Below are 15,252 nucleotides of genomic sequence, written 5' to 3'. Positions count from 1 at the left end.
CGTGACCGGAGGAGAAAGGACGTCGACATGGCACGGACCGCTGGGCGCAGCGCAGCCGAAACGAGACGGCTCATCCTGGACGCTGCCGCGCGTCTCATCAGCAGGCATGGCACCGCGGTGCCCGTCTCGGACATCGCCGAGGCAGCCGGGGTGTCCAAGGGCGGTCTGCTCTACCACTTTCCCAACAAGGAAGAACTCCTCGGTGGTCTGGCCAACCATCTGATGGGCCAGTTCCGACACGACGTCGAACAGGTCGCGGCCGAGGAGGAGGAAGGAACGCCGGGCAGGCTCACGAGGGCGTACATCCGCGCGAGCTTCGCCCACGCCGGCGACCTCACCGGGCTACGCGACCACATCGCCCTCGCCGCGCATCTCATGTTCGAACCCGGCCTGGAGGCGCTCGCACAGCAGGACGCGCAACAGTGGCGTGAGGCTCTCCTCGACGACGGCCTCGAACCCACGATCGTCCGCATGGTCATCGCCGCCGCGGACGGCAGCAACAGCGCACCGCTGTGGGGCGCCATCCTCGACGACGCCGACCGCGACCAACTGGAGGCGGACCTGATCGCCCTCACCTACCGCGACCACGTCCAGGTCGCCTCGCGGAAGACCGACATCTGACGGCCCGCCGACGGTTCCGCGTCGGTGTGGGTGGCGAGTTGCCGATCGGCGGGCCGACCAATTGACGTGGTGCGGCCGGCGACCGTCCTGGTAGGAAGGCGTCCATGCGTACCGTCGTGGAGCCGCTGCGGGCACGGCCGCGGCCGGGTGACCAGATGGACCGGTTGTTCGCGGGCGGCTGGCCGGCGTTCATCACGGCCGACCGGCAGGCCGGCCGGTACCTCGGCCGCGTGCGGGAGGTGTTCGCCGACCTGGAACTCGTGCTGCTCGACGGCGACGGCGACCTCGTCGCGGCGGGGTGGGCGGTCCCGATCCGCTGGGACGGCGACCCGGCGCACCTGCCGGAGGGCTACACCGACTCCCTGCGCCGCGCGGTCACCGGCCACGACCGCGACGAGGAACCCGACACCCTCGTGGTGATGGCCGCCCAGGTGCGTTCCGACAGGCGTGGCCAGGGCCTGGCCGGCGACCTGCTCACGGCGCTGCGGTCGGTGGCCGAGCAGCGTGGTTGGTCGCGGGTGATCGCCCCGGTGCGGCCCACCCTCAAGGCCCGTTACCCGCTGACCCCGATCGAGCGGTTCGCCGCCTGGACCCGGGAGGACGGCTCCCCGCTCGATCCCTGGCTGCGCACCCACTGGCGGCTGGGTGCCCGGCCGATCGCCATGGTGCCCCGGTCGCAGACGATGACCGGCACCGTCGCCGAGTGGCAGCAGTGGACCGGTATGGCCTTCCCCGACAGCGGCGACTACGTCATCCCCGACGGCCTCAGCCTGCTGCGCGTGGACCTCGATCTCGACCAGGGCACCTACGTCGAGCCGAACGTGTGGGTCCAGCACCGCTGAGCCGCGGTCGACGCCGGGTCAGGGCGCGAGGTGGGCGCCGAGGCGGCGGACGGTCTCGGCCGCGGCGACCGCGTCGCTGCGGGCGCTGCCGTGCCGGCCGTCGCTGCTGTACATCGTCGCGTCGGCGGTGAGCGGGTGGTCGGTGAGCCGCACGTGCAGGGTGCCGAGCCGTTCCGCGAGGGCCCCGGTGCGCGCGGAGAGCCGCCGCATCCGCTCGCCGAGGCCGGCGCGGTGCCGCTCGGGCACGGCGGGGCTGAGCGACACGTCGAACATGCCGACGGTGATCACGTCCGCCCCGGCGGCCTGAAGCGCCTCGATGATCGCGGTCAGCTCCGCGTCGACGGCGTCCGGGTCGTAGCCCCGCCCGAAGGCGTCGTTGCCGCCGCAGACCACCAGCGCCAGGTCGGGGCGGAAGGCCAGCGCCGGGGCGAGCTGGGCGGCGCGCACCTCGTGCGCCCGCAGCCCCCGCAGGCCCAGATTGAGGTACGCCAGCTCCGGCCGGACGGCCCGCAGCTCGGCGGCGATCCGGTCCGCCCACTGCACGTCGGGATAGCCGTCGACGGGCTCGCAGAGCCCCTCGGCCACGCTGTCGCCCAGCACCGCGAAGCGCCGCCACGGGTGGTCGCGCAGCAGCGCCGCGCTCTCCCCGTCGCGCAGGCACCAGGGATCCGTCGCCTCGGTCAACGTCGATGGCATGCCGGCACGCTAGCCGACGTCCGGGGGCCGGAGAAGGGCCTGGCGGACTGACGCGACGCTACGGTCGGTCGGCGCCCGCCTCCGGCAGACCCAGCGCGATCCGGCGTACGTCCTCCCGCGTGGCCGTGTTCCGGCCCTACGCCCGGCCCACGACACCCGGTGCCCGCTCGGCCGGCGCCACCGTCGACCGTGGCCGCAGGCCGGGCAGCAGCGGCAGCAGGGTGACCACGAGGGAGAACGCCGCCATGACCAGCAGGGCGGGGGCGAGGCCGAGCGCGGTGGCCGACCAGCCGCCCAGCAGCGCGCCCAGCGGCAGGCCCGCGAACGCCAGCGACCCGGCCAGCCCGATCACCCGGGTCTGCAGGCCGGCCGGCACCCGCTCGTAGATCGCCACCCCGAGCAGCGGGTTCACCGCCGCGATGCCGATGCCGGAGGCGAACGTCACCGCCAGCACCACCGCCAGCTCCTCGCTCAGCGCCAGGACCAGCAGGCGCGGGGCGCCGCCGAGCGCCGCGCCGACCACGAAGGTCAGGTACCGGGGCAGCCGGGGACCGTACGCCGTGAACAGCAGGTTGCCCAGCAGCGCGCCGGCCGAGAACGCGCCGAGCACCAGGCCCAGCCCGGCGGGGCCGTGCAGCACGTCGGCCACCCAGAGCGGGATGTAGACCGCGACGCTCGCGTTGACCACCATGTTCAGCGCCGAGATCACCAGCAGCATGGTCAGCAGCATCCGGTCGCGGCCCAGGTGGCGGAACCCGCCCGCGAGCGCGCGCAGGTAGCCCTCCGGGGCGGCCGGTGCCTCCGGGGCGGCCGGCGGCCGGACCAGCAGGCCGACCAGCAGGGCGCAGGCGGCGAAGCTGGCGGCGTCGATGAGGAGCGCCTGCGTCACCCCGAACCACCAGACGAGCAGCCCGCCCAGCCCCGCGCCGAGCAGGGTGACCAGCCGGCCCAGTCCGTCGTAGACGGAGGTCAGCCGGATCAGCCGTACGCCGGCGGCCTCGGCGGCCGGGCGGAACATCACGTGCTTGACCCGGTCGCCGACGCCGCGCAGGGCACCCACCACCGCGACCAGGGCGAGCAGCGCACCGAAGCCGAGCCACGGGGTGAGGGCCACCGCCACCATCAGGGCGGCGCTGCCGGCGTCGGCCAGGATGGACGTGCGGCGCAGCCCGATCCGGTCCGCCCACGGGGTGCCGAGCGCACTGGAGAGCAGGTAGGGCAGCATCTCGGCGGCGGCCACCGCACCCATCTTCGCCGGGCTGCCGGTGGTCTCCAGCACCAGCCAGGGGATCGCCACCACCGAGATGCGGCTGCCCAGGTTGGAGATCAGATCGGCGGCGACCAGGACGGTCAGTTCCCGCCGGGGGGTCACGCCAGGCTGCCGATCGACGCCTCCGGGTGCTCGACCGACGACGGATGGTCCGCGGCGTACCGGGCCCGCAGCGCGCGCTTGTCCACCTTGGCCGAGCGGTTGAGCGGCAGTCGGTCGACGAACTCCACCCCGCCCGGCGCCCAGGTGTCGCTGAGTTCGGCGGTCACCAGGTCGATCAGCTCCAGGGCGGTCACCGTCGCGCCGGGCGCCGGCACCACGTAGGCGTACGGCAGCTCGCCGGCCGCCTCGTCCGGCACGCCGATCACCGCCGCCGCCCGTACCTGCGGGTGTCCCGCCAGGACGTCCTCTATCGGGCGGCAGTGGATCGGCCAGCTGCGCCGCCGGGTGAGGATCCGGTCCTGCAACCGGTCGACGAGGTAGAGGTAGCCGTCGGTGTCGAGGTGCCCGACGTCGCGCGTACGGACCCAGCCGTCGACAAGCGTCTCGGCGGTCAGCTCGGGCTGGCCGTGGTAGCCGGCGAAGCGCAGGCCGGTGTGCACCCACACCTCGCCGTTCTCGCCGGGCGGCAGCACCGTGCCGTCGTCGGCGCGGATCTCGACGCGCACGTCGCCGTAGGGGCGCCCGCAGGAGCGCAGCCGCTGCGGGTGCGCCGGATCGTCGGTCAGCCCCGGCAGGGCGGTGACGACGACGGCCTCGCTGAGGCCGTACACGATCCGCAGCACCGGGCCGAAGCGCGCGATCGCCTGGCGCAGCCGGGCGGGCGCGGCGGGCCCGGCGCCCACGTTGAACATGAACATGGCGGAGAAGTCCGCGCCGTCGAGGGCCGGGTGGTCGAGCACCTCGTAGAGCATCGGCGGCGTGACGAATGTGGAGTTGATGCGCTCCCGGTCGACGGTCCCGATGAACCGCGCCGGGTCCCAGCCGTCGCGCGGGAACAGCACCCCGCCGGTGAAGAGGTTGAACAGCGTGGTGATCTGGCCGCTGGCCAGCCACATCGGCGAGTGCGACAGGTGCCGCAGCGGCGGGTGCCCGGCGGCGCGGAAGTCGGCGGCCAGGGCGAGGATCTGGGCGTAGAAGCTCTCCCGGTGGTGCACCAGCTTCGGGGTGCCGGTGGTGCCGCTGGTCTGCAGGAACGACTCCGGCGCCGGCACGTCGGCCGGCAGCTCGACCGCCCCGGCGCGCGCCGCCGCGGCGAGCAGGTCCGGGCCCGCGCCGCCCGGGCCGAGGCAGAGCACGGGTACGCCGGACAGCCCGGCGGCCAGCTCCGGGCCGAGGCCGGCCGGGTCCCGGGCGTCGAAGACGAACGCGTCGGGACGGGCCAGCCGGACGAACTCGTCGACCTCCCGGCGGGACGTCACCGGGGCGATCCACATCGTCCGGCAGCCCAGCAGGTGCAGGGCGAGCTGCACCAGGGGCCCCTCCACCGGGTTGCCGAGCGCGAGCAGCACCGCCTGCCCCGGCCGTACGCCGTGCCCGAGCAGCGTCGCGGCCAGCCCGCGTACCCGCGTGGCGGCCTCGGCGTAGCTGAGCCGGTGTCCGTTTCCGACCAGCGCCTCCCGATCGCCGAAGCCCGCGAAGAGCTCCAGCGCCCGGTGCACGTAGCCGGCCCGTCGTTCCGCTCGGTCGGTCATCCGACAGCCCCCTCGCCGCAGAAGTGTGGCCGTGTGCCGGGCGGCCCGGCACGGCGCGGCGGCCGGGCGAGCGCACCGCCGCCGACCGTGAGCGTAGGTACCACCGACTGTCACCGGACAGAGCCTGAACGGCGCTCCGGGCGGACCGGAGGACATTTGATCGCGTCGATCAGGTCGATTGACGGTCGTGAAACGGGACGGCTAGGTTTCTGGACCATCGTCCAGGCGGTGCCGTCAGCGGACGGCCCTGGACTGCCAACGATGGAGGTTCAATGTCGACTCCGAAGAGATGGCATGTCATCACGGCCGCGGCCACCCTGCTCGTCGCCGGCGCCCCGGCGATGGTGGCCAGCGCCGGTCCGGCGGACACCGGGGCGTCCCACCAGCGCACGGTCTGGGCGGGCAGCTGGGCCGCCGCGGTCACCAGGGGAAACGCGACCGGCCTGACCAACACCGGCCTCAACGACCAGAGCGTACGGATGGTCGTGCACACCACCGTCGGCGGAGAGCGGTTCCGGGTCCGGCTCAGCAACTCCTACGGCGAGCAGGCCGTCCGGGTCGGCCGCGCCACCGTCGCGAAGCCGAACACCGCGACCCCCGACGACCTGTCCGACATAGATCCCTCGACCCTGCGGACGCTGACCTTCGGCGGCGCCACCACGGCCACCATGAACCGGGGTGCCGAGCTGGTCAGCGACCCCGTCGCGCTGCCCGTCGGCGACCAGCAGGACCTCGTGCTGACCGTGCACTTCCCGACCCCCACCGGGCCCGTGACCTTCCACGGCCAGTCCCGGCAGACCAACTTCATCGGCGCCAGCGACCTGACCTCCGCCGCCGGCGGGGCCGGGTTCACGATCCGACCGAACTGCTGCTGGTTCTTCCTGTCGGGCATCGACGTGCAGCGCCGGCACAGCCCCGGCTCGGTGGTGGTCTTCGGCGACTCCATCGCCGACGGCAACGGCAGCACCGTCAACGCCAACAAGCGCTGGCCCGACCTGCTCGCCGACCGGCTCATCGACGCCCGCCCGGACGTACGCACCCCGGGGGTGCTCAACCTCAGCCTCGCCGGCAACCGGCTCAACCATGAGGGCCCCGAGCCCGGGGCGGGCGGCTTCCCCGGCTACCACGAACTCGGCCCCAACGCCCTGGCCCGGCTCGACGAGGACGTCTTCGCACAGACCGACGCCCGGACCGTGATCACCCACCTGGGCATCAACGACGTCTGGATGTCGGGCGACTCCGCCGAGCAGATCATCGCCTCGCTGCGGCAGGTCAACCAGCAGGTGAAGGCGCGCGGCCTGCGCAGCCTCGTCGCCACGCTCACCCCGTACGAGGGGCACGGCAACCCGGGGGTGTGGACGCCGGAGAAGGAGGCCACCCGGCAGGCGGTGAACGCGTGGCTGCGCGGCAGCGACGAGTTCGACGGGCTGCTCGACTTCGACCGGGTGCTGCGCGATCCGGCGCAGCCGGGCCGGCTGCTGCCCGCGTACGACTCGGGGGACCACATCCACCCGAACGACGCCGGCAACCAGGCGCTGGCGGACGCCGTACCGCTGCGACTGCTCGGTTTGTGACGAGCGGCGCGGGCGGCGGGCCCTCCGCCGCCCGCGCCGCCGCAGAGAGGGGCCTACCGACCGTGGACGTCACGCAGCTGCTGACCCGCCTCTACAGCGACGAGGGCCGGCAGGACCCGTACCCCTGCTACGCCGCCCTGCACGCGCTGGGGCCGGTCAGCCCGGTGCCGGCGCGCGCGGAGCACCGCTCGGTCGCCGCCGTAGCCGTCGGCTACGACCTGGTCAGCCAGGTGCTGCGCGATCCGCGGTGGTACAAGCAGGCCCCGCCGGACTGGCAGGAGCAGGAGGTGCTGCGCACCCTCCAGACCTCGATGATGTTCGTCAACCCGCCGCAGCACACCCGGATGCGGGCGGCCTTCGCGAGGACCTTCACGCCGCGCCGGCTCGCCGCGCTGGAGCCGATCGTGCACCGGGTCGTCGACGGGCTGCTCGACCGGATGGCCGACGCCGGCGACGCCGACCTCGACTTCGTCGCGGAGTTCGCGTACCCGCTGCCGGCCCTGGTGATGGCGGAGTTCATCGGCATCCCCGCCGGGGAGCTGGACTTCTACCGGCAGCGGGTGGAACGGATCGACGAGTTCCTGGACGTGGCGGGACAGACCCCGCAGCGCCTCGCCGCCGCCAACACCGCTGCCGCCGAGCTACGCGACTTTTACGCCGGCCTGATCGCCCACCGACGCCACCGGCCCGGCGACGACCTGATCAGCGCCCTGGTCGAGGCGGTCGACGCAGGCGACGTGGAGCTGACCGTCGACGAGCTGGTGAGCAACCTGATCGTGCTGTTCAACGCCGCCTTCGTCACCACCGTCTACATGTTCTCCAACGGGCTGCCGCTGCTGCTGGCCCACCCCGACGTGGCCGCCGCGCTGCCGGGCGACGACGCGTTGACCCGGGGCACGGTCGAGGAGATCCTGCGGCTGGAGGCGCCCGTGCACTTCCTGGCCCGGGCCGCGCCCCACGACAGCGAGGTCGGCGGGGTGCCGGTCGGGCAGGACCGCAACGTCCTGCTGATCCTCTCCGCCGCCAACCGGGACCCGGCCCGCTTCGCCGACCCGGACCGCTTCGACCCGCGCCGCACCGGGCCGCCGCCGTTGGCCTTCGGCGCCGGACCGCACTTCTGCCTCGGCGCGGCGGTGTCCCGGCTGGAGGGTCGCCTCGCGCTGCCCCGGCTGCTGGCCCGCTTCCCCGGGCTCACCCTCGCCGAGACGCCGACGTACAGCGGCAGCCTCTTCCTGCGCGGCGTCGACAGGCTGGCCGTACACACCCGAGGAGGACCCGCGTGAGCATCCATCCGCAGGTGGCGGCGTACCGGGCCGCCCGCGAGGCGGCCGGCACCCCGCCGCTGTACACGCAGAGCCTGGCCGAGGCGCGCGCCGCCGACCTCGCCGCGATCCGCGCGGGCGGCGGCGCGGTCGAGCCGGTGCACGAGGTACGCGACACGCGCGTGCCCGGCCCGGCCGGCGACCTGCCGGTGCGCGTCCACCGGCCGGCGGAGGAGGGGCCGCTGCCCACCCTGGTCTACTTCTTCGGCGGCGGGTGGACCCTCGGCAGCGTGGACACCGCCGACGGCATCTGCCGACGGCTGGCCAACGCCGTGCCCTGCCAGGTGGTCACCGTCGGCTACCGGCTGGCCCCGGAGCATCCCTTCCCCGCCGCCGTGTACGACTGCCACGCGGCCACCCGGTGGATCACCGAGAATTCGACGCAGTTCGGCGTCGACCCGCTGCGCGTGGCGGTCGGCGGGGACAGCGCCGGCGGCAACCTCGCCGCCGCCGTCACCCTGCTGGCCCGCGAGCGCGGCGGGCCCCGGCTCGCCGCCCAGCTGCTGGTGTACCCGAACACCGACCAGAGCGCCGACACCGAAACCGACGCCGAGGACCCGCTGCTGTTCAACCGTCGCTCGGTCGCCTGGTACCGGGGCCACTACCTCGCCGACCCCGCCGACGCGCGCCACCCGCTGGCGTCGCCGCTGCTCGCCACCGACCTGACCGGCCTGCCGCCCGCGCTGGTGATCACCGCCGAGCACGACCCGCTGCGCGTCGAGGGGGAGCGGTACGCGCACCGGCTGCGCGAGGCCGGCGTGCCGACCACCCTCACCCGGTACGCCGGCATGATCCACGGCTTCTTCGCCATGCCCGCAGCGTTCGACGACGGCCGCCGCGCCCAGGACCAGGCTGCCGCGTTCCTGCGCGGCCGGCTCGCCAAGCCGGGCGGCGACGCGTCGGGCGCCGGCGGGAAGGGAGACCGGTGATGGTGGAGGGCGTACTGCCGAAGTCGGACCTGCCGGTGGCGCAGCCGTCGCCGGCCAGCCTGGCCGACTTCGCGGGGCCGGCCCGGGCGGCGCTGCCACCCGACGTGTGGGACTACGTCGACGGTGGCAGCGGCGCCGAGACGACGCTCGCCGCGAACCGCCGCGCGCTGGACCGGGTGGCCGTGCTGCCCCGGGTGCTGCGCGGCGTGCACACCCCCCGCACCGGGGCGCGGCTGCTCGGCGCGTCGTACGCCATGCCGGTGGCCGTGGCGCCCATGGCGTACCAGCGGCTCGTGCACCCCGACGGGGAGCTGGCGCTGGCCGCCGCCGCCCGCGCGGCCGACGTGCCGTACGTGGCCAGCACCCTGAGCAGCGTGCCGATCGAGCAGATCGCGGAGACCGGCGCGACGGTCTGGTTCCAGCTCTACTGGCTGCGCGACCGGGGCCTGGTCGCCGACCTGCTGGAGCGGGCGCACGCGGCGGGCTGCACGGCGCTGACGGTCACCGTGGACGTGCCGATCCTCGGCCCGCGGCGGCGCGACGTGCGCAACGCGTTCGCCATCCCGCCGCACGTCGTGGCGGCCAACCTGCCGGCCGGCCGGGACGACCTCGCGCACACCGCCACCCCGGGGGTCTCCGCCATCGCCGCGCACACCGGCGAGGTCTTCGCGCCCGCGCTGACCTGGGCCGACCTGGAGTGGCTGCGCGGCCGTACGGCCCTGCCGCTGGTGGTGAAGGGCGTGCTGGACCCGCGCGACGCGGAGCTGGCGGTGGCCGCCGGCGCGGACGCCGTGGTGGTCTCCAACCACGGCGGCCGGCAGCTCGACGGGGCGCCGGCCACCGCCACCGTGCTGCCCGAGGTGGTGGCGGCGGTGGCCGACCGGTGCGAGGTGCTGCTGGACAGCGGCGTGCGCGACGGCGTCGACGTGCTGCGTGCGCTCGCCCTCGGCGCGCGGGGGGTGCTCGTCGGCCGGCCGATGCTGTGGGCGCTCGCCGCCGGCGGCGAGGCCGGGGCGCGTACGGCGCTGGCGCTGCTGGCCGGCGAGTTCCGCGACGCTCTCGCGCTGGCCGGCTGCGCCGACCCGGCGGCGGCCCGCGAGCTGCGCGTGATCAGGGAGGGCTGACCGGTGGCGGAGACGGTGGACCTGCGCGTGGCCGACCTGCACCCGGCGGTCGACGACCCGGCGCTGAACTCGATGAACTTCCTCAACGAGGTGGCCCAGCACTACCCCGACGCGGTGTCGCTGGCGGCCGGCCGGCCGTACGAGGAGTTCTTCGACGTCGGGGCGCTGCACCGGCACCTGGAGAGGTTCCGCCGGCACCTGGCCGACGACCTGGGGCAGAGCCCCGCGCAGGTGCACCGGACGCTGTTGCAGTACGGCCGCACCAAGGGCATCGTGCACCACCTCGTCGCCCGCAACCTCGCCGTCGACGAGCAGCTGACGGTCGACCCGGAGGCGATCGTGGTGACCGTCGGCTGCCAGGAGGCGATGTTCCTGGTGTTGCGGGCGCTGCGGGCCGACCCGCGCGACGTGCTGCTCGCCGTCGCCCCGACGTACGTGGGGCTGACCGGCGCCGCCCGGCTGCTGGACCTGCCGGTGCGGCCGGTGCGGGGCGGCCCCGCCGGGATCGACCTGTCCGACCTGCGCGAGCAGGTGCGCCTCGCCCGGGCGGCGGGGCTGCGCCCGCGCGCCTGCTACGTGATGCCGGACTTCGCCAACCCGTCCGGAACCAGCATCGGCCTGGCCGACCGGCGGCGCCTGCTCGACCTGGCCGCCGAGGAGGACCTGCTGCTGCTGGAGGACAACCCGTACGGTCTCTTCCCCGCCGCGGAGCCGGGTCGGCCGCCGACGCAGTCCGGTCGGCCGCCGACGCTCAAGGCGCTGGACACCGCGCGGCGGGTGGTCTACCTGGGTTCGTTCGCCAAGACGGTGCTGCCCGGCGCGCGCGTGGGCTACGTGGTCGCCGACCAGCGCGTCGCCGGCGCCGACGGCACGGTGGGGCTGCTCGCCGACCAGCTCGCCAAGATCAAGAGCATGGTCACGGTGAACACCTCGCCGATCGCCCAGGCGGTCGTCGGCGGGGCGCTGCTGGAGCACGGGTGCAGTCTCGTGGCGGCCACCGTGCGGGAACGGGCCGCGTACGGGCGCAACCTGCGCCACCTGGTGGACGGCCTGGCCCGGCGCTTCCCGGCGGGCACCTCGCCGGTGCGGTGGAACGTCCCGGCCGGCGGGTTCTTCGTCGTGGTCACCGTGCCGTTCGGGGTCGACGACGCGCTGCTGCACCGTTCCGCCCGTGGGTACGGCCTGCTCTGGACGCCGATGGCGCACTTCTACGACGACGGCGCCCCGGTCGACGCGCTGCGGCTGTCGGTCAGCGCCGTGACCCCGGAGCAGATCGACCTCGGGCTGGACCGGCTGGCCGCGCTGGTCGCCGACGAGACGGCCCGCCGGGCGGCGAACGCCGAGGTGGGATGACACAACGCGTTCACCGCATGGCAAAGCGCGACTGCCCGTGTTTCGCCGTCCTGGGTGGACACTCATAATGGACGCCATGGTCGCCTGGGAGTACGCGTTGCTGGTCCGCCGTTATCAGGGGCAGGGCCGCGCCTTTCACGTCAGCTTCACCTGGTACGGCCCGGACGGGTCGCGCCGGGACATCACCGCGTACGGCGACACGGCGATCGCGCACCTCAACCGGGCCGGCCGGGAGGGCTGGGAACTGGTCTCCGCCGCCGAGGACGTGAACAACGTCCAGGGCAGCACCGAGGTGCACCGCTACCACCTCAAGCGGCCGGCGGCCTGACGCCCCGGCCCGCCCTCCCGCCCCGGCTCCGGCCCGGGCCGGCCGCCGGCTGTCGGTCACGTGCCGCGGGCGCGGCGGTGTTGCTACCGTTTCCTCCCGCCGCCGCCGACCGGTAGCCCGCCCGGGTGCCGGCGCGCCGCGGCGGGAGGGAGCAGCGTGGCGGCAGGAGAAGGCGCGGCCGGGTCGGCCCGGTTCGTCGTCGGCGTCGACTTCGGCACCCTCTCCGGCCGGGCGGTGGTGGTCGACGTCGCCGACGGCGCCGTGCGGGGCGAGGCCGTCCACCCGTACCGGCACGGGGTGATCAGCGAGCGGCTGCCCGACGGCACGCCGCTGCCACCGGACTGGGCGTTGCAGCACCCCGACGACCACCGCGAGGTGCTTCGCGTCGCGGTGCCCGCCGCGCTGCGCGCCGCCGGGATCCGGCCCGAGGACGTGTGCGGCATCGGCGTCGACGCCACCTCCTGCACGATGCTGCCCGCCCTCGCCGACGGCACCCCGCTCTGCAAGCTGCCCGACCTGGGCGGCCGGCCGCACGCGTACCCGAAGCTGTGGAAGCACCACGCGGCCCAGCGGCAGGCCGCCCGGATCAACGACGTCGCCGCCGCGCGCGGCGAGCGTTGGCTGCCCCGCTACGGCGGCCGGGTCTCCGCCGAGTGGCAGCTCGCCAAGGCGCTGGAGGTGCTGGAGGAGGACCCGGCGGTCTTCGACCGGGCGGAGCGCTTCATCGAGACCACGGACTGGCTGGTCTGGCAGCTCTGCGGCCGGGAGACCCGCAACGTCTCCGCCGCCGGATACAAGGGGCTGCGGCAGGACGGGCGGTACCCGTCGGCGGACTTCCTGCGCGCCCTGCACCCCCGCCTCGACGGCCTGCTGCCGCGCGTCGACGGTCCGCTCGTGCCTGTGGGCTCCCGGGCCGGCGGGCTCACCGCCGCGGCCGCCGCGTGGACCGGGCTGCCGGTCGGGACCGCCGTCGCGGCGGGCGCCATCGACGCGCACGTCACCGCCGCGGCGGCCCGCGCCGTCGAGCCCGGCCGGATGCTCGCGGTGCTCGGCACCTCCACCTGCCTGATCATGAACGCGGCGGCGTACCGCGAGGTGCCCGGCGTCTGCGGCGTGGTCGACGGGGGCGTCACCACCGGGGCCTGGGGCTACGAGGCGGGACAGAGCGGGGTCGGCGACATCTTCGCCTGGTACGCCCGCACCGCCCTGCCGGCCGGCTACGCCGACGAGGCGCGCCGCCGGGGGATCAGCCCGTACGAGCTGCTGGACACCCTGGCCGCCGACCAACCGGTGGGCGGGCACGGGCTGCTGGCCCTGGACTGGCACAGCGGCAACCGCTCGGTGCTGATGGACCACGAGCTGAGCGGCGTGCTGGTCGGGCTGACCCTCGCCACCCGCCCCGAGGAGATCTGGCGGGCGCTGCTGGAGGCCACCGCCTTCGGCGCCCGGACCGTCGTCGACGCGTTCACCGCCGCCGGGGTGGCCGTCGACGAGCTGACCGTGGCCGGCGGGCTGACCGGCAACCGGCTGCTGCTGCGGATCTACGCCGACGTGCTCGACCGGCCGCTGCACGTGCTGGACTCCGCGCACCCGGCGGCGCTGGGCGCGGCCATCCACGCGGCGGTCGCCGCCGGGGCGTACCCGGACGTGCCGGCCGCCTCGGCGGCGATGGGCGCCGGCCGGCGCGAGACCTGGCACCCCGATCCGGCCCGGGCGGCGGCCTACGACGACCTGTACGCCGAGTACCGCGCCCTGCACGACCACTTCGGCCGTGGCGGCACCGACGTCCTGCACCGCCTCCGCACCCTCCGCCTCCGCTCCCACCCCCACTGACCCGCCCCACCCTGCCCCCTCGCCTCACCAGCGCGTCGATCATGCAGTTGTGGTGGGCCGCAGGACGGCATCAAGGCGGATGAAACGGGCACCACAACTACATGATCGACGCCGCATTGGGCGATGCCGCGCGGGTCAGTGCCGCGATGGGGCGGGGCGGGGCGACGACGCCCCCGCTCGGCGGGGCCGGGCGGGGGCGTCGGGGTGGCGCGGATCAGCCGAGGTCGACGGCCGGGTAGAGCGGGAAGCCGCTCAGCAGGTCGCTGGCCTGCTTGCCGATCCGGTCGGCGACGGCCGGGTCGAGGACGTACTTGGCCTTGGACGGGGTGCCGTCCGGGTTGGCGCCCGGCTTGGTCTGGCTGAGCACGGTGTGGATCAGCTCGGCCGTCTCGTCCATCTGCGCGGTGCCGAGACCCCGGCTGGTCAGCGCCGGGGTGCCGATCCGGATGCCGGAGGTGTACCAGGCGCCGTTCGGGTCCTGCGGGACGGAGTTGCGGTTGGTGACGATGCCCGAGTCGAGCAGCGCCTGCTCGGCCTGCCGGCCGGTCAGCCCGTAGCCGGAGACGTCGATCAGCACCAGGTGGTTGTCGGTGCCGCCGGTGACCAGGGTGCCGCCGCGCCGCAGCAGCCCCTCGGCGAGGGCCTGCGCGTTGTCGACGATCCGCTGGGCGTAGTCGGCGAAGTCGGGGCGGCGGGCCTCGGCGAGGGCGACGGCCTTGGCGGCCATCACGTGCGGCAGCGGGCCGCCGAGCACCATCGGGCAGCCCCGGTCGACCTGGTCGGCCAGTTCGGGCTGGCAGAGCACCATGCCGCCGCGCGGGCCGCGCAGCGACTTGTGGGTGGTGGTGGTGACGATGTGCGCGTGCGGCACCGGGTCGAAGTCGCCGGTGAAGACCTTTCCGGCGACCAGGCCGGCGAAGTGCGCCATGTCGACCATGAAGGTGGCGCCGACCGAGTCGGCGATCTCCCGCATGATCCGGAAGTTGACCTTCCGCGGGTACGCCGAGTAGCCGGCGACCAGGATCAGCGGCTTGAACTCGCGGGCCGCCTCGGCGACCTTGTCGTAGTCCACGAGGCCGGTGACCGGGTCGGTGCCGTAGCTGCGCTGGTCGAACATCTTGCCGGAGATGTTCGGCCGGAACCCGTGGGTGAGGTGGCCACCGGCGTCCAGCGACATGCCGAGCATCCGCTGGTTGCCCAGCTCCCGGCGCAGCGCGAACCAGTCCGCCTCGGTGAGGTCGTTGACCTGCCGCACCTGGGCCTTCTTCAGCGCCGGCGACTCCACCCGGTCGGCCAGGATCGCCCAGAACGCCACCAGGTTGGCGTCGATGCCGGAGTGCGGCTGCACGTACGCGTGGGCGGCGCCGAACAGCTCCCGGGCGTGCTCGGCGGCCAGCGCCTCGACGGTGTCGACGTTCTGGCAGCCCGCGTAGAAGCGGCGCCCGACGGTGCCCTCGGCGTACTTGTCGCTGAACCAGTTGCCCATGGTCAGCAGGGTCGCGGGGGAGGCGTAGTTCTCGCTGGCGATGAGCTTGAGCGACTCGCGCTGGTCGGCGAGCTCGGCGCCGATGGCGTCGGCCACCCGGGGCTCGACGGCGCGGATCACCTCGAGGGCGCTGCGGAAGGCGGTGGATTCGGCGTTCAGCGACATGCGACCTCCAGTGAC

13 protein-coding genes are annotated in these 15,252 nt (G+C 74.7%); 9 read left to right on the top strand and 4 right to left on the bottom strand.

Annotated elements, in window-relative coordinates; translation table 11 throughout:
• Positions 1-27: 27 nt before the first annotated feature.
• Positions 28-621, top strand: a complete 594-nt coding sequence (locus tag AB0B83_RS00330) for a TetR family transcriptional regulator (RefSeq protein ID WP_357576279.1) — start codon at positions 28-30, stop codon at positions 619-621.
• A gap of 104 nt (positions 622-725) precedes the next feature.
• Positions 726-1,463 carry a hypothetical protein gene (locus tag AB0B83_RS00325; protein WP_357576278.1) on the top strand — a complete coding sequence of 246 codons (738 nt, stop codon included), beginning with the start codon at positions 726-728 and terminating at the stop codon, positions 1,461-1,463.
• A gap of 18 nt (positions 1,464-1,481) precedes the next feature.
• Here the strand turns inward: AB0B83_RS00325 and AB0B83_RS00320 are convergent, their stop codons facing one another.
• From AB0B83_RS00320 to AB0B83_RS00310, 3 genes are all read right to left on the bottom strand, one after another.
• The gene (locus tag AB0B83_RS00320; protein WP_357576277.1) at positions 1,482-2,159 is read right to left on the bottom strand and encodes an SGNH/GDSL hydrolase family protein; all 678 of its coding nucleotides are present in this window, start codon (positions 2,157-2,159) and stop codon (positions 1,482-1,484) included.
• 136 nt (positions 2,160-2,295) lie between these two features.
• Positions 2,296-3,531: an MFS transporter gene (locus AB0B83_RS00315; RefSeq protein WP_357576276.1), complete on the bottom strand. Its 1,236-nt coding sequence runs from the start codon at positions 3,529-3,531 to the stop codon at positions 2,296-2,298.
• The gene (locus AB0B83_RS00310) at positions 3,528-5,123 is read right to left on the bottom strand and encodes an AMP-binding protein (protein ID WP_357576275.1); all 1,596 of its coding nucleotides are present in this window, start codon (positions 5,121-5,123) and stop codon (positions 3,528-3,530) included. The genes AB0B83_RS00315 and AB0B83_RS00310 overlap by 4 nt, the downstream gene beginning before the upstream one ends.
• A 299-nt stretch (positions 5,124-5,422) precedes the next feature.
• On the opposite strand from AB0B83_RS00310, the gene AB0B83_RS00305 reads away from it, so the two are divergent.
• The 7 genes from AB0B83_RS00305 to AB0B83_RS00275 all read left to right on the top strand — a co-directional run bounded on the left by AB0B83_RS00305 (position 5,423) and on the right by AB0B83_RS00275 (position 13,586).
• Positions 5,423-6,697, top strand: coding sequence for an SGNH/GDSL hydrolase family protein (locus AB0B83_RS00305; RefSeq protein WP_357576400.1), 1,275 nt, complete (start codon positions 5,423-5,425; stop codon positions 6,695-6,697).
• 62 nt (positions 6,698-6,759) lie between these two features.
• Positions 6,760-7,980 carry a cytochrome P450 gene (locus tag AB0B83_RS00300; RefSeq protein ID WP_357576274.1) on the top strand — a complete coding sequence of 407 codons (1,221 nt, stop codon included), beginning with the start codon at positions 6,760-6,762 and terminating at the stop codon, positions 7,978-7,980.
• The gene (locus AB0B83_RS00295) at positions 7,977-8,948 is read left to right on the top strand and encodes an alpha/beta hydrolase (protein WP_357576273.1); all 972 of its coding nucleotides are present in this window, start codon (positions 7,977-7,979) and stop codon (positions 8,946-8,948) included. The genes AB0B83_RS00300 and AB0B83_RS00295 overlap by 4 nt, the downstream gene beginning before the upstream one ends.
• Positions 8,948-10,072, top strand: a complete 1,125-nt coding sequence (locus AB0B83_RS00290; RefSeq protein ID WP_357576272.1) for an alpha-hydroxy acid oxidase — start codon at positions 8,948-8,950, stop codon at positions 10,070-10,072. Before AB0B83_RS00295 ends, AB0B83_RS00290 begins: the two co-directional genes overlap by 1 nt.
• A 3-nt stretch (positions 10,073-10,075) precedes the next feature.
• Positions 10,076-11,425, top strand: a complete 1,350-nt coding sequence (locus tag AB0B83_RS00285) for a PLP-dependent aminotransferase family protein (protein WP_357576271.1) — start codon at positions 10,076-10,078, stop codon at positions 11,423-11,425.
• A 67-nt stretch (positions 11,426-11,492) separates the two neighbouring features.
• Complete coding sequence (locus AB0B83_RS00280; protein WP_357576270.1) at positions 11,493-11,753, top strand: hypothetical protein; 261 nt, start codon at positions 11,493-11,495, stop codon at positions 11,751-11,753.
• A gap of 156 nt (positions 11,754-11,909) precedes the next feature.
• Positions 11,910-13,586: a ribulokinase gene (locus AB0B83_RS00275; protein ID WP_357576269.1), complete on the top strand. Its 1,677-nt coding sequence runs from the start codon at positions 11,910-11,912 to the stop codon at positions 13,584-13,586.
• Between the two features lie 214 nt (positions 13,587-13,800).
• Here the strand turns inward: AB0B83_RS00275 and AB0B83_RS00270 are convergent, their stop codons facing one another.
• Entirely contained in the window at positions 13,801-15,237 is a 1,437-nt protein-coding gene (locus AB0B83_RS00270) for a glycine hydroxymethyltransferase (protein ID WP_357576268.1), read from the bottom strand.
• Positions 15,238-15,252 lie beyond the last annotated feature (15 nt).

Origin of the sequence: Micromonospora sp. NPDC049060 (assembly GCF_040649055.1) — a bacterium.
GTDB classification, from domain to species: domain Bacteria; phylum Actinomycetota; class Actinomycetes; order Mycobacteriales; family Micromonosporaceae; genus Micromonospora; species Micromonospora reichwaldensis.
This window is presented reverse-complemented; position numbering and strand designations above follow the sequence as displayed.

Bases quoted from the DNA above. Each gene is read 5' to 3' on its own strand.
- AB0B83_RS00330 (WP_357576279.1), top strand. From the start codon at position 28: ATGGCACGGACCGCTGGGCGCAGCGCAGCCGAAACGAGACGGCTCATC.
- AB0B83_RS00325 (WP_357576278.1), top strand. From the start codon at position 726: ATGCGTACCGTCGTGGAGCCGCTGCGGGCACGGCCGCGGCCGGGTGAC.
- AB0B83_RS00320 (WP_357576277.1), bottom strand. From the start codon at position 2,159: ATGCCATCGACGTTGACCGAGGCGACGGATCCCTGGTGCCTGCGCGAC.
- AB0B83_RS00310 (WP_357576275.1), bottom strand. From the start codon at position 5,123: ATGACCGACCGAGCGGAACGACGGGCCGGCTACGTGCACCGGGCGCTG.
- AB0B83_RS00290 (WP_357576272.1), top strand. From the start codon at position 8,948: ATGGTGGAGGGCGTACTGCCGAAGTCGGACCTGCCGGTGGCGCAGCCG.
- AB0B83_RS00280 (WP_357576270.1), top strand. From the start codon at position 11,493: ATGGACGCCATGGTCGCCTGGGAGTACGCGTTGCTGGTCCGCCGTTAT.
- AB0B83_RS00270 (WP_357576268.1), bottom strand. From the start codon at position 15,237: ATGTCGCTGAACGCCGAATCCACCGCCTTCCGCAGCGCCCTCGAGGTG.